The 22,145-nt window shown below is 34.0% G+C and carries 9 protein-coding genes; all 9 read right to left on the bottom strand.

The features are described from left to right. Positions 1-19: 19 nt before the first annotated feature. The 9 genes from LG651_RS06420 to LG651_RS06380 all read right to left on the bottom strand — a co-directional run bounded on the left by LG651_RS06420 (position 20) and on the right by LG651_RS06380 (position 22,035). Positions 20-1,366: a DUF1552 domain-containing protein gene (locus LG651_RS06420; RefSeq protein ID WP_226695307.1), complete on the bottom strand. Its 1,347-nt coding sequence runs from the start codon at positions 1,364-1,366 to the stop codon at positions 20-22. After that, a complete protein-coding gene (locus LG651_RS06415) occupies positions 1,366-4,983 on the bottom strand; it encodes a DUF1592 domain-containing protein (RefSeq protein ID WP_226695306.1) in 3,618 nt (1,205 codons plus the stop codon). Before LG651_RS06415 ends, LG651_RS06420 begins: the two co-directional genes overlap by 1 nt. Positions 4,984-5,472: 489 nt before the next feature. Further along, on the bottom strand, positions 5,473-8,550 hold the full coding sequence (locus LG651_RS06410) for a glycoside hydrolase family 2 TIM barrel-domain containing protein (RefSeq protein WP_226695305.1): 3,078 nt from the start codon (positions 8,548-8,550) through the stop codon (positions 5,473-5,475). A gap of 12 nt (positions 8,551-8,562) precedes the next feature. After that, on the bottom strand, positions 8,563-10,167 hold the full coding sequence (locus LG651_RS06405) for a glycoside hydrolase (RefSeq protein ID WP_226695304.1): 1,605 nt from the start codon (positions 10,165-10,167) through the stop codon (positions 8,563-8,565). Positions 10,168-10,193: 26 nt separating this feature from the next. Further along, on the bottom strand, positions 10,194-11,717 hold the full coding sequence (locus tag LG651_RS06400) for a sialate O-acetylesterase (RefSeq protein ID WP_226695303.1): 1,524 nt from the start codon (positions 11,715-11,717) through the stop codon (positions 10,194-10,196). 146 nt (positions 11,718-11,863) lie between these two features. Further along, positions 11,864-13,378, bottom strand: coding sequence for a sulfatase family protein (locus tag LG651_RS06395; RefSeq protein ID WP_226695302.1), 1,515 nt, complete (start codon positions 13,376-13,378; stop codon positions 11,864-11,866). 49 nt (positions 13,379-13,427) lie between these two features. Beyond that, positions 13,428-14,366 carry a LamG-like jellyroll fold domain-containing protein gene (locus LG651_RS06390; RefSeq protein ID WP_226695301.1) on the bottom strand — a complete coding sequence of 313 codons (939 nt, stop codon included), beginning with the start codon at positions 14,364-14,366 and terminating at the stop codon, positions 13,428-13,430. Positions 14,367-14,635: 269 nt separating this feature from the next. Beyond that, complete coding sequence (locus LG651_RS06385; protein WP_226695300.1) at positions 14,636-17,815, bottom strand: glycoside hydrolase family 2 TIM barrel-domain containing protein; 3,180 nt, start codon at positions 17,813-17,815, stop codon at positions 14,636-14,638. A 101-nt stretch (positions 17,816-17,916) separates the two neighbouring features. Further along, entirely contained in the window at positions 17,917-22,035 is a 4,119-nt protein-coding gene (locus LG651_RS06380; RefSeq protein ID WP_226695299.1) for a hybrid sensor histidine kinase/response regulator transcription factor, read from the bottom strand. Positions 22,036-22,145 lie beyond the last annotated feature (110 nt).

Raw genomic sequence — 22,145 nt, 5'->3', positions numbered from 1 at the left:
TATTTTAATTGGATGATATTTATATTATGGAAGGCAACACACCTGTGCTATCCGAGAACGTTTCGGTAGAAACGCCTACTTTATTAAGCATGCTAACATATAGGTTAGATAACGGCACCTCTTTTTCATTAAATTTAGTATAAGCGCCATGTTTAACGCCCAAATTATTTCCGCCTGCTAAGATTAAAGGACAATTTCGCGCATTGTGTGTAGAACTACATGCACTACCGTAAAGAATTAACGTATTATCTAATAAAGAACCGTGTTCATCTTTGGTATTTTTCATTTTATTAATAAAATAAGCAAATTGTTTGGCGTACCATTGGTCTAAACGCCCCCAATCTTCCCAATGACCTGTGGTTTTATCGTGCGAAATACTATGATGTCCTTTAAGTTTTAAAGCAATTTTTGGGAAATTATCGCCAAAGCCCATACCGTCTTCGCGAGCCATCATATAGGTAATAACGCGAGTTGCATCGGTTTGAAAACCTAACACCATTAAATCCATCATAGAACGCACATAATCTTCGGGTGCCGACGTAGGATCGACATCTAAATTTATTAAACTCGCGTCAAATTCTTTTAAAGGAATATCTAACCATTTTTCGTTTCGTTTTACCTGCTCTTCTACTTGGTTTAAAGAGGTTAAATACTCATCTAACTTCTGCTTATCGTTTGCACCTAATCGCTTTTGAAGGCTTTTGCTATCTTCTAAAACCAAATCGACTATTTTTTTGCCTTGATGCAGACTTTTTCTTCGTTCTTGTGAAGAACCTCCACCATTTGGAGAAAAATAACGTTCGAAAATTTCGCGCTGACGATGTTCTGAAGGAATTGGTCGTCCGGAATCGTTAAACGACAAGGTTGAAACTCTTGATTTATAACCAACGCCACCATCGGTTGATAATGATAACGATGGGAATCTGGTATATCTACTTAACTTTTTTGCTGCCACCTGATCGACCGAAATACTGTTTTTATATTCGCCTCGTAAATCGCCTCCAGTAAGCCAAGTATCGCCCGCAATATGCCCTAAAACTTGTCGGCTATACGGGTGACTCAATCCACCCATAATTGAAATATCGTTTCGGTAATTTTCTAAGGGAGATAACGATTTTGTAAGTGTATAGTCGCTACCTTCACCGCCCAACGGAAACCAATTCCATTGTTTGTGATACGCGCTGTTTTCTGGAGGTAAACCAACGCCATTTGGGAAATATAAAAAACAAAGTCGCTTAGGCTTTTCTGGTTCAAAAAATTTAGAAACACTACTCATTGCCATACCTTCAAAATAAGGTAACATACATGCTACGCCTAAACCTTTTAAAAAGGTTCGTCGATCTAAATGCCAAGGTTTTTTACTCATTATCCAAAAATTTTATTAAACCAATTTTGTTCTTTTTTATAAAACGCCGGACTTAAAACTATTTGTTCTATTACCGTTTGAAAACGAAAATCGTCTTCAACTACTTCTACCACTATTCTATCGATTTCTTGTTGGTCGGCAAAACTAACATCGCGCCCTAAAGCATAAGCGTACAAATGCTCAACTAACGACCTTGTGAAATCTTCTGTTTTTAATTTTAAAATATAATCTTTAATCCCTTGAACGCCTTCTACCTCTGTGCCATCGGGTAATGTCGATTTCGAATCAATAGGTTTTTCTTTTGCAGTTAAGTTAAATCTACCCACGGCATCGTAATTTTCGAAAACCACACCATACGGATCAATTTTACGGTGGCAATCTAAACAAGCTGCTTTATTACGATGTAAAAACAATTGTTCTTTTAAAGTTAAATCCTCAAAACCAGGCGTTTCTGGATCAAGTTCCGGCACATTTGGTGGTGGCGGTGGCGGTGTATCGCCAAGTATTTTTTCTTTAAGCCAAACAGCTCGTTTTATGGGGTGCGCTTGTACACCATCGGAATGCCCGTTTAAAAAAGCACCTTGCGACAATAAACCACCACGATTTAAGCTATCGGGTAACATTACGGGTCTAAACTCATGACCTTTTACGCCTTCGATACCATAAAATTCTGCTAAATTTTGGTTTAGCATAGCAAAATCGGAATCTATAAAATTTAAAATACTCATATTATTTTTTAAAACATGATGCATAAACGCATAAGTTTCGTTTGCCATATCCTGCTTAACAAATCGGGTGTAATCGCTGTATTTTTTAATGTCGGTATCCATGGCTTGATGCCTATCTAAACGCAACCATTCGTAAGTAAAAGCCTCTATCATTTTAGTGATTTTCGAGTCGTTTACCATACGCTCAATTTGCTCGCCGATGTCGTCGTGTAAATCGCCTTCTGCAGCTAAACGTGTTAAAGTTTCGTCTGGTGGAGAATTCCAAAGAAAATACGATAGTTGAGATGCCAAATAAAACTCATCTTCAACCGGATCTTCATTTTCCTTTGGCTCTGGTTCGAACAAATAAATAAAGTTTGGTGAACATAACACGGCTACTAAAACTTCCTTTACACCGTCTTCATACCTATCGAAATCATCTTTTATACTATTCCAAAAATCGAAGTAACGATTTAATTCTTCTGGCTTTACCGATCGCCTAAACGCTTTTTCCATAAAACGATTAAGTACTTCCTTCGTGTAAACCACTTTATTTTCTTTATTTGGTGAATCGAAAAATATATTAGTATGACTTTCTGGTGGCCAAACTGGATGATAAGGCGCTTCAAATTCAATAGATTTTATGAGTAACGGCGGTCCTGTTTGGCTATTTTCTTTCACTAAATGGTTGTTCCAAAGGCCTACGGTTAGCATGTTTGCTAAATCGCCACTTACTTGGTTTCCTGCCAACGGAATAGGTAAATTTTCTAATCGACCTTTAAATTCAAATAGTTGTGTTTCTCCAAATGGCGCTGTAACATCAACACATTTATCAAAAATTTTATAATCCATTCCATCGTCTGTTCGTGTGCCTGCAAAGGCTTGAATTGATGGGTTTACAGCTTCATATTTTAAGCTGTTCTGTCTCGCTTCTTCCGCTAGCATTTTAGGCAACGGATCGTTATCTGGTAAAGGCGTAATTACAATATCGCTAAACCCAACAAAAAATTTACCGCCAATATATCCATTATGTTTTCCTTCGGATAAATACGCCAAAGTAACAGGTGTTACCACTTGATTTTGATTAGCCAGAGCCTCATCCATGTACAAACGTTTACTAATGCGGCCAGCCTTCTTTTTACCTAATAAACTAATTTGATACGACGGCATAGCATCATCTGAAGCATACGGATGCACTAAATCTATTTGATAAAACCCAGATTTTGGAATAACATACGTGAAGTTAGCGCGCACATTATCCGCTACATTATCTGGCATCAAGTATGTTTTATTCTTTATTAATCCTTTTGGTCTTTTTATTTTTTTTGCTGAAATATGAATGGCTTCGGTTGATGATTTAGCAGGTATATTTTCTTTTAAATCGATTAATTTTTCGGTGGAAGCTGAAAAATAACCACGAGAAGCTTCTACTCGAAACACAAAATCGCCATTTCTTGGAAAGTCTTCTTTTACTAACAATTTTAAATTTGGTGAAGGCCCTTGCCACGATTTTGGAGCTTTTTCTGTAGCGGGTAAAGCAGCGTTTAAAAGCATCCCTTCTTTTACAACGCTGTAACGGTTACTTGCCGAACCACGCATTCCTAAACCTATTTTGTTTTTGGTTGCTTTTATTGAATCTTTTTCGGCTTCGGTATTTCCATAAATAGGTTTGCCGTATTCATCTAAAATATCAATTAAAAAATCGGTATTATTTACAGATGCAGTTTGATAGCCGCCATACTCGGCACCAACTTTACCATCGCTACTATTTTTACCAATAGTAACTTTATAACGTTTAGCTTCTGGCTTTTCGCCAAAAACAATGGCTTTATCGAGTGCTTCTCTTGCAATTTTTTGATAATAATCGATATGCAATGCCGAGGTTTGTAAAATATTACCGTTGTTGGTAAAACCCATTTTCGATTTTCCGTCGTCTGGCAATACATCACCAAAATTAACATGCACACCAAGCAATTCATTTAATGAATTAGTGTATTGTTTTTTAGTTAAACGGCGCATTACACCTTTATTTTCGGTTTGTTTTGCTATTGCGGCGTGTTCTAAATTTTCGGTCATCCAATCGACTACCAAGCGGCGTTCTTCGGTGGTTAATTGCGGCTTATCTTCTGGAGGCATTTCTCCAGAGTTTATCATATCTAAAGCCGAGTGCCACCCTTCGGCATCGGGCCCATTTACCATGTCCCAATGTAACACATCTATACGCACACCGCCTTTTTCCTTGTTTTCGCCATGGCAGCTATAACAATGCTTTTGCATGATTGGTTTTACATTGTTTTTAAAATAAATGGCGTCTTCGGAAGTAGAATCTATGCCTTTTATGGCTAAATAATTTTCTGAATCGTTTACACCTAAAACCGATTTTAATGGCTGTGGCATGTACTTGGTTAAATAATTAGAACCATGTGTTAAATTACCTCCAAAATGTCCCGCAAGCGACAACAGTACAACATTTACAAACAATGATACTTTATAAATTTTACTGACGTTTTTAGTAGATTTTTTCGGCTTTTTACGACGTAAAACCAACAACCAAACGCAAATTACGGCCGTAAACCAACCCAACCATTGGTGTTTGCTAAGTGCAGCATCATTATAATTTCCGCTCGACGCTAAAAGCAAACCAAATATTACTGTTGGAATAAAACTTAATACCGAAAACCAAAGTAGAATATTACATGCCGCATCTAAATGTAATTCTGGTTTTTTGGCATTAATAATTTCCATGAAAAACAAAACGACTAGTGCGCCTATAGGCAAATGCAATATTAAAGGATGAAATCGTCCTAAAAAGAAAAGAAAATTATTATCGCCATTTCCAGACAAAGGCACAAGTACCAATACCAGTAAAATAATTGTGATAATAACTGCTATTTTTAATGTTTTTTTCATTTATTTTAAATCGGGTTGTGGTGAAAAACAATTTTAGTAAAGAAAAACCTAATTGATATGTTATTATTACCCAGAAATATGTACATATAATTCATTACTAAATTACTGATACATCCTTTTTCAAGTAAACCAAAAGTTTTTAGATATAATACAGCTCATTCCTGTACTATAAAAAGATGATTTTTTGAAAACTTTAGATTACTCTATCTTATAAAAAATATACTTTTAAGGTATTAATTTTAGTAATTAAGTATTGTAGTGAATAGTTTGATTCTCCATTAGTTTAGTTTATTGGTTTTATTCGAAATTATTTTCGAAATGGTGGTAAAAGTATTGGTAACAAATATGTTATAAAATATGGCGCTAATCAACTACAAATTTTACAAAACCTAATACTTTATTTGCTTATTACACCTAAAACGGAGCCCTTTACAATAAACATATCATCTTTTTTAATTTTGATGATTAGATGAAAAAATTGAATTAATATTATTTTATTTCTATTTCATCAATCATAATTATTTTATCTGAAAGTGCTTGTATTTCAATATTATTCGCCCCTCGATTTAATGGTATAGGAATAGTAAAAATATACCAATCTTTAGTTGTATTTAAATGATTTGTTAGCTCTAATTTTTCTTCAACAATTTTATTGTTTGCCGTGACTTTTAGAAAGGCAGATTCATTTTTTGAAGCCTTATACCTAATCGATAAATCAACTACACCTTCTGCTCCATCATTTTCTAAATACCAAGACAAGGCAGCTCCTTTTTTATTTAAAACCACATAACCAGAGCCATTAAAACCTTTTATTTTATTTTGAATTGTGCCTTTAACAATAGTTGCATCTTCAGCCTGCTCCCCTGTTGAACTTTCGTTGACGGTTGATGCATTCCAGGTAAAACCTTCATTTCGTCCAAATTTTTCTTCTAAAACCTGAATAGGTTCACCGTTTAAAACAATTAAGGCTTTAACCGTAGTTTCTAAATCTATTTTAAAACTTCCTGTATACGGCGTTGCGTTAATTGTTGGTGTTTCTCCATTTAAAGTATAGAAAATGTCAATTTTCGGATTGATAGATTCGCCTCTTAAATTTAAAATTTGCGAATTGATACTTACCAAATTTGAGGTGATTAATTTTTTTTCACCGAGAATACAACTAGCCAAAATATTAATACTACCATAAGCATCTGTACTTTCAATATATGCGCGGGTTAATCCATAAAAGGCTTTGCGATTATTTGGCCCTACATGTTGTTCAACATCTACAGGGCTTCCATTATCTAAAGCTTTAATTTTTCCATGTCCTAGAACATTAAAATAGGTTCTGTTTTCGCCGTAAGGATACATGGTACCATCATCATCTGTGGTAGTTACACGTACCTGAACAATATCGTCAGCTTTATTTTGAAACGGTTCTCCATCAACAGACAACTTAATTTTTGAAGGCTGATTGGCCGTTTTTACAATAGATTCACAAATAACCTTCCCATTTTTATACCCAACCGCTTTTAAGGTTCCTGGTTGCCATTTTACAATCCATTGGCATTGCATGCTATTCCATGTTTTGCCTGGTTTTAACTTTCCTAGGGACGTTTCATTAAAAAACAACTCGACCTCATCGCAATTGGAATAAACCCAAACCGGAATTTCTGTGCCTAGTGGCACTTTTGGATGTGTCCAGTGCGGCAATACATGAACCATTGGCTTTGAAGTCCATTGACTTTGATAGAGATAATACAAATCTTTTTCGAAATTTGCCAAATCTATAGCCCCACCCATAAAGGCTTTAAATGGCCAGCCGCCGTGCACATATCCTGCTTCTCCAATATAGTCATGACCTGTCCAACGGAAAGAACCCGCATAAGCCGGAATATCTCGAAGTTGCGCAATATTTAATCGAGAAGACACCCTAACTGTGGCATTATCGTAACTAGAATTAAAAATTTGCTTTCGGTTTTTTCTTTTAGAAGCATCAACCCAATCGTGAGTAAACACTTCGTTTTTAGTTAAATCTGGCAACTCATAAGGCCTTTGATTTTTGCTAGGAAACCCATCTCGAAACCATGTTTTTGTTCTATAATATCCACGCACTTGCCATGTATGCGTGTTTTCGGTTCCAATAAATACCTTTCCTTGTTGTTTCTCTTCAAGTTTTTCTAAAAAACCTTGTTTTTCGCTACTTCCATTAACCCCTAAAACATCCATAAACTCAGAACCAGAATGTCCAGAAGTTACTGGTCTTGTTGGATCTAATAAATGACATGTTTTAACCAAATCCTCTCCTATTTTTCCGCCAGTTTCGTTGCCTACACTGTAAATAACTATTGATGGATGATTCCTGTCGCGTTTAATCCAATCGGTTAAATCTTGTTTCCACCAGGTATTAAAGTAATGTGCGCCATAATCATTTTTTGCTTTTTTCTTCCAGCCATCAAAAATCTCATCCATTACCAACATACCTAATTCATCACAAATATTATAAAATTGCGGCGTTTGTGGGTTATGGGCAGTTCGAATTGCATTTACTCCCATATTTTTTAACTGCTGAATTCTAAAACGAAGTATTTTATCGGGAACCGCTGCTCCTAAAGCCCCTGCATCTTGATGATTACAAACGCCTTGAAGTTTTACGTTTTCTCCATTTAACCACATGCCCGTTTCTGGTTTCCACTCTATATCTCGAACTCCAAATTTAATTTGCTCAACATCCAACACGCTTTTTCCACCAATCAATTCCGTTTTTAAAGTATACAAATATGGTGTATGTGGCGACCATTTATTTGGGTTTTTAATAATTAATTCTTGTTGATATTTGGTGGACTTTTTAAGTTGTACTTTAATTTTAGTGCTAGCAACAGTTTCCCCATTTTTATCGATAATAGATATTTTTAAAACAGCATTTTTGAGCTTTTTAGTTTTATCGTACAACTCACCATTTACAAAAACTTGATTGCCTTTTGTTTTTATAAAAGTGCTGTTTTTTGCAATATGCGTTTTGTTTTTAACCTGTATCCAAGTATGTGCATAAACACCACTGCCGGTATACCAACGTGCCGATGGTTGTTTTTCATTATCTACCCGAACTGCAAAAGTTATGGTTTCTGATTTTTGAGCAATTTCGCTAATATCATAATCAAAAGATATCCAACCATAAGGCCGAAAGCCTAATTTTTCACCATTGGCCCAAACGGTACTATTCATAAAAACACCATCGAAAGCTATTTCAATGTGTTTCCCTTTCCAGGTTTCGGGCACTTTTATGGTTTTTCGGTACCACCCAATGCCAGCAGGTAAATATCCACATTGCGCTCCCATAGGATGGTTTTCGCTATATTCGCCTTCAATACTCCAATCGTGCGGTAAGTTTAAAATTCGCCAAGAATCATCATTAAAACCGCTGGCTTCAGCACCTGTAACATCTTCTTGAATAAATTTCCAATCTGCATCAAAATTAATGGTTTCTCTTTGGGCAAAAGCACAGCATGAAAAAACACAAACGAAAAGGCTAAATACACTTAACCTGTTAAACACCTTTCTAAATTTTGCAGCTAAAAAATATAACATTAATTATAATTATTAATTGGTTTCGAAAACACAGGTTATTAGTGATCTTTTTGGGAGGGAAACTGTTTGATTTTTTGAGTATTCTCCAATAAATCTTAAATTATCATGTGGCGATTCTGATGTTATATACAGCTTCATTTTTTCAAACTGCTTTGACACACCTGAAAGTTGAATTATTTTATCCTCATTTAATTGATTTGTAAACACCAAAACTATTTTATTTCCAGATTTAGATTGATAAGCAGAACACAACAAACCATTAATTTTTTCATGTTCTGGTACATCTGAAGCGTAATCTGTACCAATCCTAATCATTCCTGGCTCAATAAACCTTGAATAATGCCCTAAGGTCCATAACAACTTAGACTCGAATATTTCGCCTCCATCTTTTTTCTTATCGATGTAAATTAAACCATCTTTATAGTTGTACGGGCTAACCGCTAACCACCAATGCCAAAATGTTGCATTGGCAATAGTTAAATCGGCATGTAAAACGCGTGCCATATATAATGCTGGAGCCATCTCTAAATCGCGCCCTTTACCCTTTACTTCTTCATTATTTTCGAGCAAGGTATATTCGCTCATCCCATACTCTAAATTTGAATTGGTTTCTTCAATTTTTTGAGCCAATAATTTTCGGGTTCTAACCAACCTATCGGTAGGCCAAGTACTAAAATAACTATGCCCAACCACTTTTTTAGCAACATGACTTAAATTGCCTAAGTAATTTTTAGATGATGGATTAAAAAACACATTGATTTGGTCTCCTCTATTTTCATCTTTAAAATCACTAAATAAATAATCGATTTGTCCGGCTTCGGTAAGTTCTATTTTGGTTTCCAAGCCCTGTTTACTTAACGAATCATTTAGTATTTTGGTCATTGTCGCTATTTCATCATTATTCCATGGCGAACCTTCTTGGTTACAGCATTTCCATTTCCATTGCGGTTCGTTAAACGGACTAACATAATTTAGTTTTACACCTGCATTTTCTTTTATGCCTTGAATAACCTTTACAAGAAACTGAGCGTATTTTGAATAATTCTCACTACCAATATTTGCCGATAATCCATCCTGAGAAAAAGCTTTATTGTTTTTTGTTAAATGGACTGGCGGACTATTTACAAACCCTACAAAGTTATTTACGCCCATTTTTTGCGCCTGTTTTAAAAACCAAACTTGTCCAGATTGGGCATTCCAATTATAATTACCAACCGAATCTAAAAAACTCTCTGTGCGCCTCCATTGGTTTTTAATATCACTGGCTTCACCTTGCTCCATACTACCTGCACCAATATTAAATCGCCAAGCACTAAGCCCTATTCCTTTGGGGCTACCGTCTTTTTTTAATGCTCTACTAAAAAGTAAATCAGCAATCTGCTTTTTTGATGACTCTGGCCAGTTTTTCCCAACAAATTGAATAGACCAAGCATCGGACGCCCCAAAATTATGAATGGTTTGATAAGTTTGGGAGGCATCAATTTCAACTTTAACAAGGTGATTACTTCCAGATCTTTCAAGCCTATTACTATCTAATAAACTTAACGCGTTTTCCTGTGCCATTCCAATAGAAAAGACACTAATTATAATACATGTAGAACAAAAAAACTTAATCATTGTAATTATTGATTAACACAAAAAAGCTAATTTTTAATAACTCTACTGGTAAAGTTACCTTTATCCGTTTTTAATAGTACTAAATAGACTCCAGCCGATAAATTTTCTGCATAAACTTGAATTTCACTTCTATTTATACTTACTGGAACCTTCAAAATATTTCCATTCAAATTTACCACTTTAGCTTCTTTAACCATTATACTTGGGTTTAATCCTTTAATAGTAAACCTATCTGCAAATGGATTGGGGAAACTAGAAAAACTCACATTTGCAACCTTATTAACAGAAAGCGAATTTGTTTCAACAATGGAGAAAGTAGATTCGTCGCCCTCATTACTAAGTGCGTACATACCAGCAGTTCCGTTAGTTGAATCGAGGTATAAGCGCCTTTCCCCATCGGAGCCAAATGGAGCAGTAATATGATAAACGCCTTCGCCATAAGTACGTTCCTCGATAATAAACTTTGTCCAACTTCCCGAGGAACTCGTTGGTTGCATTGTCGCAGTTCCGCTATTATTAGATTGCAATCTAGGTCTGTTTCCTCCAGAGGCCAACTCTACATGATACAGTCCATCATCTCCACTATTTATAAATTTCCAAGTTACTGTATTACCCGTAACTGTTGGGGCTTCGGCTGTTGCAAAATTATTGCTTCCATTTGCTGCTAACCGCTTACCTGCTACCGATTGAATGTAATATTCCCTACTAGGGTCTGGGATAAAATGAGTAATTCCGTTAGTATCTGGTTCAGGAATATTAACGTTAATATTAGTGTATCCCATCATTTGCAACATTTTTACCGCATATCGATTGCCTAATATTTTTTGAGACAACGCATTAAAATGAATATCATCTTCTGGCACAGTGGTAAGACCTTCGGCACTTACTACCTCGGTATTTGAAACCGAACTGGTTAGATTGCTTATTAAATCGTAATTAAAATTTAAATAGTTTTTGTTTTCATATGATATTTCGCCTGCTATAAATGGTAAGTTAGGATTACCAAATTCGGTTCTAAAACCTTCAATTATTGCCGAAAGTTGGGCTATATAGGTTGTACGCGCATAATTAGATTCTCCCTGATGCCATATTATTCCAGCTAATTGAGCGCCAGATCCTAACTCTTGTAATGCTTCATGCGTTCTGGCAACTGCCTCTCCATAATAATTTTGTGAAGCTCCAATTTCCCATGCATCAATTGAAGAACCAGCCCTAGCATTAACAACCAAATGTATTTGTTCTCCAATATTATCATGCATTGCTTGTCCAAAAGTGTATCCAAGATTGTAGCCTTGTGTTTTGCTTTGGTCTCGTATGGTGGAATATATATTTAATGCAGGCGTAGCTTTTTCAAACTTGCCAGCACCATTTAAAACCAAAACATTATTTAATTCTGGTAGCGGATCTGGTAACTCACCACGACCTGCTGCGTTAGATTGCCCGATTACTAAAAAGACCTTACTGTTTTGGCAAAATAAACCTATTGGCAATACCAATAAACATAATAGTAAATACCTGAATGCTTTTGGTTTCATTAAAATTATTTTCATTTTACTTTTTATAAATTAAATTATTTATGGTTTGGCCTGCTCTCATTATTTCGCTACGTATCACCCATTTTATTGTATTACCGACAATTAGATTTCTACAAAGTATTTTACAAGCCCAAAAAACGAACCTAAAAACCAAGCTTTAACTACGATTTTAGGTTTTTAAAAATTTTTATCATTGCATTTAATTTTTCTGGATTTTCGCTGGCAAGATTATGTTTTTGCGCCCTATCTGTTTTTAGGTTGTAAAGTTGATATTTAGGCAAAATTCCAGTTTCAATATTTACCTTGCTATTTATTGGATTTCCTTTATATGCAGGTATCATGACCCAATCTCCGCTTCGTAAAGCGGTTCGAGATTTAGCTTCGATTATTAAATGGTCGCGTCCTTGGTTTGATTTACCAGTAAATGCTTTTAAAATATTTTTACTGTCCGTTGCATTTACTTCTTCTCCTACAAGGCAACCCAAGGATGCTAATAAATCTATTTGACATACTAAAGCCTGAGACACTCCAGATTTAATAACACCAGGCCAATATGTGATAAAAGGAACTCTTGTACCAGCTTCAAAAAGACTGTATTTCCCACCACGCAAACCACCTTTAGGGTCATGTTTTCCTAATTTTTCTTCGGCTTCATCAAAATAACCGTCGTTTAACACAGGCCCATTATCACTGGTAAATACAATAAGCGTATTGTTTAAAACATCAAGATTTTTCAAGGTTTTTAACAACTCCCCAACACACCAATCGGCCTCCAAAATAGCGTCTCCACGAGGTCCCATTCCAGACTTACCAACAAACCGAGGGTGCGGAGTTCGTGGTACATGCGGTTGCTGCATGGCGTAGTACAAAAAGAAATCGGTGTTTTTATTAGATTTTATAAAATCTTTAGCTTTACCTAAAAAATGGTCTGCCATATCAATATCGCTCCATTTAGCATTTTCTCCACCTTTCATAAATCCAATTCTTGGTATACCATTAACAATACTATTATTGTGCCCATGATGCCATTTCATTGTAACTAATTCGGGATTAGAAAGAGCGGTTGGTTCTCCTAAAAAGTTCTTTTTGTAATTTACTTGAATAGGATCGGTTTTATCTAAATTAACCACATTACCATTATGAATATAAACCGTAGGAACGCGATCTTGAGTAGCGGCTAAAATATAGGATTCATTAAACCCAACTTGATTTGGTCCTGGAGTAATTGTATTATTCCAGTTTACATGTCCCGACCCCAAACCTAAATGCCATTTTCCAATTATTGCGGTATTATAACCCGCTTTATTAAGCAATTTAGGTAATGTTTGTTGCGCAGTATCTATTAACAAAGGCGCATCGCCAGCTAGAATTTTAGCACGTTTATTTCTCCACGGGTAAACACCTGTTAATAATGAAAACCTACTAGGTGAGCATGTTGCCGATGTAGCATAACCATTAGTAAACAAAAGCCCATTGTTCGCTAGTTTATCGATGTTTGGCGTTTTTATTTCTGTAGCTCCATAACAACTTAAATCGCCGTAACCCAAATCATCTAGATTGATAATAATGATATTTGGTTTATTTAAATTTTCTTTGATTGCATGCGAATCTTTATTTTTATTAGCACAGGATGTAAATACAGAAAATAATAGGAAAAATGTTATTGAAATTTTCATTTTTAAAATGGCAGAACCATGATATTGAATTGCTGAACTTATATATTATTTAGTTTTTTGTAATTTTAATTGTGCCAACAACCTCGTTATTGGAATTAAAACATTTTAATAAATAAATTCCTAGTTTCAACTGGCTCATATCTATACCATTACTCACCTTGCTTGCTATAACTTTAGCTCCTAATAAGTTATAAATTTCTACCGAAGCTATTTCATTTGAAGAAAAATACAACCTGTTTTTAACAGGGTTAGGGAATGCTTTAAAAGTTGAAACATCATTTCTATTATTAACACTTAAAACGGTATTATTGTATAAGCTTAATATAAAGGCGTCATTTGCTGCTCCGGTATAAATGCGTAAATCGTCTATGGCGCCTTGAAAACCTCTTGTTGACAATGCAGGGGAAACCGCATTGTAATCGTTACCTACTTTTAAAGGTGCTGAAGTGGTATTTACAACTGCCCAAGTAGTATTTGTTTGTTTTAATTCTCCGTTTACGTATAATTTAGCCGTTGTACCATCGAAAGTAACAGCTACGTGGTACCAAACTCCTGTAACAAAATCTGGAGAAGGCACATTAAACCCTTTTCCATTTATTTCTATTCTCGACCGTACGCCAAGAGTTCCGTAAGTCCATCGTTTATATTGCGATTGTTCTCCTAAACCCACTATTGCTTGACCAGAACCTGGTAACGAATTAGCATTAATCCATGCAGCCATTGTACGCGGTTCGCTTCCATCAATTTCAAAATTTGATGCCGTGGATAAAAAGTCTTGAGATGCAAACCCTGTTACTGCGCCATTAGCTGTACCATCCTGACCAGTTACAAAGGTTGGCGTAAAACCGGAAGAAGCCGATAAATTATAGGTTGAAGTTTCGTCGTTTAAACTATTATCAAAATTATAATGCGCTATTAGAGTTTGAGCTTCCACCCAACCAAAAATTATTATACATAGTATTGCTAAAAAAGTAGTTTTTTTCTTCATTGTATTTGTCTTATTTAATTAGTTGTGTTTAAAATTACCTAATGATAAATAAGATTACGTTGCTCTATTGTATAATTTAGGGGTATAAAATGTTGTATCTGGCTATAAAACCAACCATTTACAATATTGTATGCCAGATGGTTTTGCTTGTGAAATAGTTTTATAAAAAATTTCATTAACAATGCGCTTTGTAATTATGCTTTATAGTTGATGAATTATTATCTAAAAACAAATCCCACTTTAATAAGTAGGATTTGTAACATTTGATATTATTTAATAGGTTTTATGCTAAAACTATAGCTATAATCTTTAGCTGGAACCCTAAATTGCTCATGTGGCAATGCTTTTTGAGACCAACTATCGTCTCCTCCAACACCCATTTGTTTATGGTCTATATTTAGCGTAATAAAATCTGCTTTCTTAAGGTCATAAGTATGTAATGCATCTTCTATATTTTTTGCGGTGTAAGGCCATGCACTAACACTTAAATTATTTGACAAACCTGTAACCTTAATACCCTTTCCGCTTTTATTAGTTAAGGTAAACCAACGCACTTCTGTTTTATTGCTACTTTCTTGCGGACGAATGTACATGTGGTAATCGTTCTCAACAGATTCTGTATACAACCCTACATCGGCAGATAAATTTCTGTCGTTATAATTTTCATGCGGCCCTTTACCAAAATAGGTAAATGCATCAAAGCTTTTTGGAATTTCTATTTGCATACCGTATTTAGGTAATATTGGTAAATTTGAAGCTTCATCTACATCGAAAATATTTTCTACGTTTATGGTTCCATCGCCATAAATAGTATAATTTAATTTTAATACAGCATTTACATCTTTCAACAAATAACTTGTAGTTACCTCAACTTGATTTGCTTTGATTTGTTTTACATCAAAAGACTCTAAACTTTTATTTTTGTGTGCATTTCTCCAAACTTTCAACAATTTAGGTGTTCTCGCTCCGGCTCTATCATTATCGGTAATTGGTCGCCAAAAATTTGGAATTAAGGCGCCGTGAATTAATTCTTCATTTTTAAATTTAAAAGAAGTTAATTCTCCTGTTTTACTGTTGAATTCTATTTTAAAATCTTTTCCTATAATTTTAGATTCATTTACCGTTAATTTTGGAGTTTTTGAATAATCTATTTCTGATGTATTTTTAACATTAGGAATAGAAAGTTGCTCCCAAGCAATTTCGTGTCCTTTAGCTGCCCACTTTGTAGCTTCTTTTAGTTTAAAACTTACGCGTACAAAATATTCTGAACCTTCTTTTAATTTCGGTAACTTAAACGGAATTTTAATTTTTTCTAATTGATTTGGAAGCACATTTACAGGATTTACTGCTTCTTCCTTAATTGTAACGCCATCCTTTTGTAATTTGAATTCAATATTAAACTGATTTAAATTGATAAAATCGTGAGTGTTTTTAACCTCAACCCAACCACTTAAAATATCGTTGGCTGTTATTTCTACTGGTTGAAAAACCTTTTTACATTCCCATAAAGCCGGCTTAGGTTTTCTTACCGGATCTACAATACCGTTTAAACAAAAATTTCCTGAATTAATGGCTGTATCACCCATATCGCCACCAAATGCAAAATAGTCTTCACCGCTTTCGGTTTTTTGCAACAAACCTTGGTCTACCCAATCCCAAATGTAACCACCAATCATTCGTTTGTTTGCTCTAATGGCATCCCAAAACTCGAACAAATTCCCTGTTGAATTCCCCATAGAATGTGCATATTCACACCAAATTACGGGGCGACCATCATCTTCCAAATTAGCCATTTTCACCATATATTCAATAGGGTTGTACATTCTACTAATCATATCCACATAACCTGGGTCTTTAAAAATTTCATCTTCAATTTTATGTCTTCCGCCAGTGGTTTGGGCACCTTCGTAATGCACCGTTCTGGTGTCGTCGTAACTTCTCATCCAATTAGCCATGGTAGCGTGATTAAACCCAGAACCAGACTCGTTTCCTAAAGACCAAAAAATAACAGATGGATGGTTTTTATCGCGCTCTACCATTCTTACAGCTCTTTCTAAAAAAGCACTAGACCAAGAGGCATCGTTACTTAGTTTTCCTCCTAAATGATGCGTTTCTAAGTTAGCTTCGTCCATAACATAAATACCATATTCATCACACAACTCGTACCATTTTTCATTATTCGGGTAATGCGATGTTCTAACAGCGTTAATGTTAAACTGCTTCATTAATAAAATATCTTTTAACATCAATTCTTCTGAAACCACCTTTCCTGTAAGTGCGCTATGGTCGTGCCTGTTAACGCCGTACATTAACGTAGATTCACCATTTACAAATAATTCACCATCTTTAAACTCTATTTCTCTAAAGCCAATTTTGGTACTTCTAGCCTCTGCTACATTTCCTTCTTTATCTTTTAAAGTAAACACCAAAGTGTATAAATTAGGTTGTTCTGCACTCCATTTTTTTGGGTTTTTTATTTGTGCTTTTAACATGGCAAAGTTGGGTTTACCTCGCTGCTCATATTTTTCGTTGTATACTTTTTTTGCATTTATTGTTAACGGAGTTTCTAAAACTGGGGTTCCGTTATCATCGAACAACATGGTTTCTAAAACATAACCTTCTAGGGAAGCACCATCAAAAACCTTAATTTTTGGACGAATTTGTAATTCTGCATCCTCGTAATTCTCATCTAAATCTGTTTTTACAAAAAAGTCGTATAACTGTACTTTTGGTGCGGCGGTTAAATATACATCTCTGTGAATTCCGCTTAATCGCCAATGGTCTTGATCTTCTAAATACACACCATCGCTCCAACGAAATACTTTTACAGCCAATGTATTTTCGCCTTCTTTTAAATACGGTGTTGCATCGAAATGCGTAGGCAACATGCTATCTTCGCTATACCCTACTTGCTTACCATTTATCCATACGTAATATGCAGAACTTACACCGCCAAAGTTTAGGGTTATTTGCATGTCTTTCCAATTAGTTGGAACATTAAAACTGGTTAGATAACACCCGGTTGGGTTGTCGTTTTCTGGCGTAAAGGGTGGTTCTACAGGAACAAATGGATAGGTAATGTTGGTATAAATTGCGGTACCATAACCGTGCAGCTCCCAATTGGCAGGAACTGGAATGGTTTTCCAATCTTTTGCGTTAAAATCAGTTTTAAAAAAATCTTTTGGTGCTTTTTCTGGAACTGCAGCCCAAGAGAATTTCCAATCGCCGTTTAAGGACATGATTCTTTTTGAGTTGTTAAACTTAGCTGTTTTTGCTAGGTCTGCTGTTGCATAAGAAACCGATGTTGCTTTTGCCGGTAACCTGTTTATTCCTGATACCTGAGGGTCTTCCCAAGGTTTAATTTGATTTGCTGTGTTTTTGGTTTGCTGACTAAAACTAAAGGGTATCCCGATAAAAAAAACAAGGATAACTTGAATAATAATTTTCATGTTTTATTTTGTGGTTTAGATGGTTAAAAGTAAAAATACAAACTCCAAAAAGGAGGGTAAAAATGTTTCAAATATGTTATAAAAAACGATAATAAAGCAACTTATAACTCCTGGATACTTTTTGAAGATTTGGAGCTAGCATATTTTTTTACATACTGTGTTGGGTTCATGTTATACTCTTTACTAAAACATTTGCTAAAGTATTTTTGGTTATTAAATCCTGTCATGTAAGCTATTTCCGAAATATACAAATCTCCATGTTCAAGTAATTGAGCCGCTCGTTTTAACTTTATTTTTTTAATAAAATTAACAGGCGTATCGTTAACAATAACTTGTAATTTTCGGTACAAATTGGCGCGACTCATACCTGCCTCCGAAGCTAAAAACTCTACACTAAGTAAATTGTCGTCTATATTATCTTCAATAATTTTAATTAGTTTTTTAACAAATTTTTCGTCGCTCGATTCTATTTCGATTTCTGAAGGTTTTGCCGTAATGACTTTACTAAATTTTTCTTTCAGAATTTTTCTGGTTACCAAGGCATTTTTAACTTTCCATTTTACAAACTCTAAGCTAAACGGTTTTTCTATATAATCTTCTGCTCCAAGACTTACACATTCTATTTTTGTTTCGTTTGCTGTTTTGGCGGTAAGCATAAATACTGGAATATTGTTAACCTCAACATTATTTTTTAGTCGTTTTAACATACTTATTCCATCTTCTATTGGCATTAAAACATCGCTTATTACTAATTGCGGTTTTTCTTTTAAAACCATATTGTACCCTTCTTGACCATTTTCGGCTTCAATTATATTATATGAATTACTCAACTCATCCTTTAGCATTTGCCTTAAATCTGGATTATCTTCAACAATTAATATTTTAGGTTTATGGGTGTTTTTAGCGTTTGATTTTGCATCAAATTCTGAAGACACCTCTTCAATTACCTGGTATTCAGAATTTTTTATAAAGTTTTTCTTTAAAGGCATGCCTTTTTCTAAAAGTTCACTTTTTTGATATTTATTTTTATCTAACGGTAAATAAAACACAAATTCTGTAAAAACATTTTCTACGCTCGCTACCGATATAAAACCATGATGTCTCTCCACTAATTTTTGAACAAGCTCCATACCAATACCTGTTCCGGGAATTTGATTTGTATAGGTTTTTGTGGCTTGGTAATACCTATCGAAAATACGATCTAAATCTTTTTCTGGTATTCCTACACCGTTATCTCTTACTAAACATTTAATATATTTTCCTTTTTGAAGTTTCGCGAATTCTTTTTTTGAATTCAAATCTTTTATCAACTCTACATTTAATGTTATTTCTCCTTTTTCCTTAGTATATTTAAATGCATTAGATAAAAGATTGAACAGTATTTTTTCTAAAATATCGACATCGTACCAACCATTTGCTTCTGTTAAACTTGTATTAAGCTCATATTTTATTTCATAAATTTTAGCAAAATCGTTAAAGGCATTTTTTATAATTTTTATATCTGTTAAAATATCGTTTTTTGAAATATTTAGCTTTAATTTTCCTTCATCAAATTTTCTAATATCCAACATTTGATTTATAAGTCGTTGCATCCTGAGTGTATTATTATAAATACGTTGTGACGACATTGGATTGAGCTCAAACTTTTTTTCTTTAACCACTTTTTCTATAGTGCCTTGAATTAATGCTAAAGGTGTTCTTAACTCATGAGAAACATCAGTAAAAAAAGTCATTTTCATTTTATGAAGCTCTTTATCCTTTTCTCTACTTACGGTCTCTGCCACTAAAGTTTTCTTTAATCTATACCAATTTTTAATTAAATACCACGCCAACCAAATACTAAAAACACCTAAAATTGCATATAACAAAAAGGCGGTATTACTTTTCCAAATTGGCGGTGTTATGGCAAATGCTAATTGCGCTGGCTTATCATTCCAAACACCATCGCTATTTGTACTTTTAACCATAAACGTATAAGTTCCAGGAGGCAAATTATTATAATTAGCATTTCTGTTTGTTGCATCGGTATTTAGCCAAAAATCGTTTACACCCTCTAGTTTATAGGCAAATTTGTTTTTACTGGGCGAAGTAAAATCTAAAGACGAAAATTTAATAACTAAGTTGTTTTGGTTGTACGGTAACTCTATAACTTCGTTATTTCGTAACTTATGCTTAATGATGGCATTGTTTTTTTGAATTAAGCTATCGTTAACAGCATTCCCAAATATTGAAAAATCGGTAATTACCGTATTAGCTAATAAGCTAGTTTCTTTAAAGTTATTTGTATTTACAATGTAAAAGCCTCCCAAACACCCAAAAAATAAGTGATCTTGAAACGAATTTTGCACGTTAAACGTAAACTGGCGATGGTTTACACCTTCATCGGCTGCGAAGTTTTTTATTTTTTGAGTGGACAAATCTAGGTGAGAAACTCCAGCTAAGGTACTTAACCATAAATTTCCTTTTTTGTCTTCTTCTATACTGCAAATAGTACCCGATAATAACCCATTATTTTTATTAAATATTTTTATTTGATCTGTTTTGGTTTCGCTATAAATATTTAATCCACCGCCACGGGTTCCAATGCATATATTTCCATCTTTTGTTTCTTTAATACATAAAATTGCATTTGAAGATAAACCGTTTTTTAAACTCGGGGTAAAATGTTTAAGCGTTTGGTTTTTAATATTCACTTTAAAAAGACCTTCGCCTCTGGTTCCTATCCAAATATTTTGCTTTTTATCTAAATGCATTACAAACACATTGTTATTGGCTAAGGTTGAAATAACTTTTTTTTCGAATAAAGTTTTTTCTCTGTTAACAACAATATCAATTCCTTTGCTCCACATACCAACCCAAATACTGTTTTCGTTTACAATTACTACATCCTTAATTGGGTTACTATATTTTTTTATGGTATCCAGAGTAATTCTGGAGTTTTTTGGACTGTAATTTTCGGCTTTCAATAATTTATTACCTACAGCTAAAAACAACATTTTATTTATTGAATCTATTTTTAAAAAAGACACCTCTCCTGTAGCATTAAACAAATTTTTAGTGGTCTTATTTTTAAAATTATACCGATATAAACCTTTGTTTCTAAACCCTACAAGTATTTGATTTTTATTTTCTGGTAAAATAGAAGTCGCAAAAACGTTGGCTAAATCTGTATTTATTGATATCTCTTGAAAAATATTGGCTTTCCCTATAAGTTTATTAACCCCTTTTTGGGTGCCTACCCACAGATTATTATACCTATCTATTAACGATGTATTAATTTGATTGCTTAAATTTTCCTTTTTTTGCAAATAGGTTTTAAATAATGAAAATTGATACCCATTAATTCCGCTTTCTCCTTTTAACAATCCAATATTTGTACCTAACCAAATAACATCTCCCTTATTTTCGGTAGAACATGAATTTATATTACATGTAATATTTTCGTCCTTAAAAAAATGACCTGAATTATAGGTTTCTAAAATTTTTAAATCGGTAGAGTTTTTAAAATACTTTAAAACTTTAATCTCGTTTTCGGTTGATGCAAGTATGGTATTGTTTTTACCTTTTTTAAAGGTTAATAATTTATCATTGAGATTGGAGTTTATTATAGTTTCAGATTCATCTAAAATAAAAACTCCTTTTGATGATGTAAACCAATTTCTACCAAAATCATCCTGCAAATAACTATATATGGTAGCGCCTGCAATTTGGTTTTGAGCATTATTTTTTTTGTAATTAATATTCGAGTCTAGCGTTACGGCTTCAACTTTATTATTTGATTTTATTTTAATTAAGCCTACCTTTTGAACAAAAGCCCAAATGGTTCCGTTGGCCGATTTCCCAAGTATTTTAGAACTTTTATCCTTATAGAACCCTTTAAAAATATTTTGCTTTCTATTATAAGCTATTAAGTAACTTTCGCTGCCCAACCATAAATTACCAAAATCATCCTCTATTATCGAGTTAATATTATTATTGGGAATAGAATTTTCATCAAAAACATTAAATACATTTTCGTTTAAACTATGGCCATCATATCGAAAAAGACCATTATTGGTGCCTAACCATAAAAAACCTAAATCATCTTCAAAAATAACATTGGTTTTTTTGTTAAAACTCACGCCATCAATTTTAAGCTCTAAAAATGAGGATGCGGCAGTTTGTGAAAATCCTTTAAAAAATAAAATAAGTATAGAAAAAAGCAGTAAGTAGCGTTTCATAATAAATTAATACAGGTCTCTTTAGTGGTTGGTTTCAAGACTAAATATAAAAAACCTAAAATAGAATATGCGTTAATATTCTATTTTAGGTTTAATTTTATGTTTTTAAT

The sequence above is a fragment of the Neotamlana sargassicola genome (assembly GCF_020523965.1).
In the GTDB taxonomy this organism is placed as follows: Bacteria; Bacteroidota; Bacteroidia; order Flavobacteriales; family Flavobacteriaceae; genus Neotamlana; species Neotamlana sargassicola.
Note: the sequence above shows the minus strand (reverse complement) of the source record. Positions and strands in the feature narration are given on the sequence as shown.

Excerpts from the sequence above, each read along its gene's own strand:
- LG651_RS06420 (WP_226695307.1), bottom strand. The coding sequence starts at position 1,366 with ATGAGTAAAAAACCTTGGCATTTAGATCGACGAACCTTTTTAAAAGGT.
- LG651_RS06415 (WP_226695306.1), bottom strand. The coding sequence starts at position 4,983 with ATGAAAAAAACATTAAAAATAGCAGTTATTATCACAATTATTTTACTG.
- LG651_RS06410 (WP_226695305.1), bottom strand. The coding sequence starts at position 8,550 with ATGTTATATTTTTTAGCTGCAAAATTTAGAAAGGTGTTTAACAGGTTA.
- LG651_RS06405 (WP_226695304.1), bottom strand. The coding sequence starts at position 10,167 with ATGATTAAGTTTTTTTGTTCTACATGTATTATAATTAGTGTCTTTTCT.
- LG651_RS06400 (WP_226695303.1), bottom strand. The coding sequence starts at position 11,717 with ATGAAAATAATTTTAATGAAACCAAAAGCATTCAGGTATTTACTATTA.
- LG651_RS06395 (WP_226695302.1), bottom strand. The coding sequence starts at position 13,378 with ATGAAAATTTCAATAACATTTTTCCTATTATTTTCTGTATTTACATCC.
- LG651_RS06390 (WP_226695301.1), bottom strand. The coding sequence starts at position 14,366 with ATGAAGAAAAAAACTACTTTTTTAGCAATACTATGTATAATAATTTTT.
- LG651_RS06385 (WP_226695300.1), bottom strand. The coding sequence starts at position 17,815 with ATGAAAATTATTATTCAAGTTATCCTTGTTTTTTTTATCGGGATACCC.
- LG651_RS06380 (WP_226695299.1), bottom strand. The coding sequence starts at position 22,035 with ATGAAACGCTACTTACTGCTTTTTTCTATACTTATTTTATTTTTTAAA.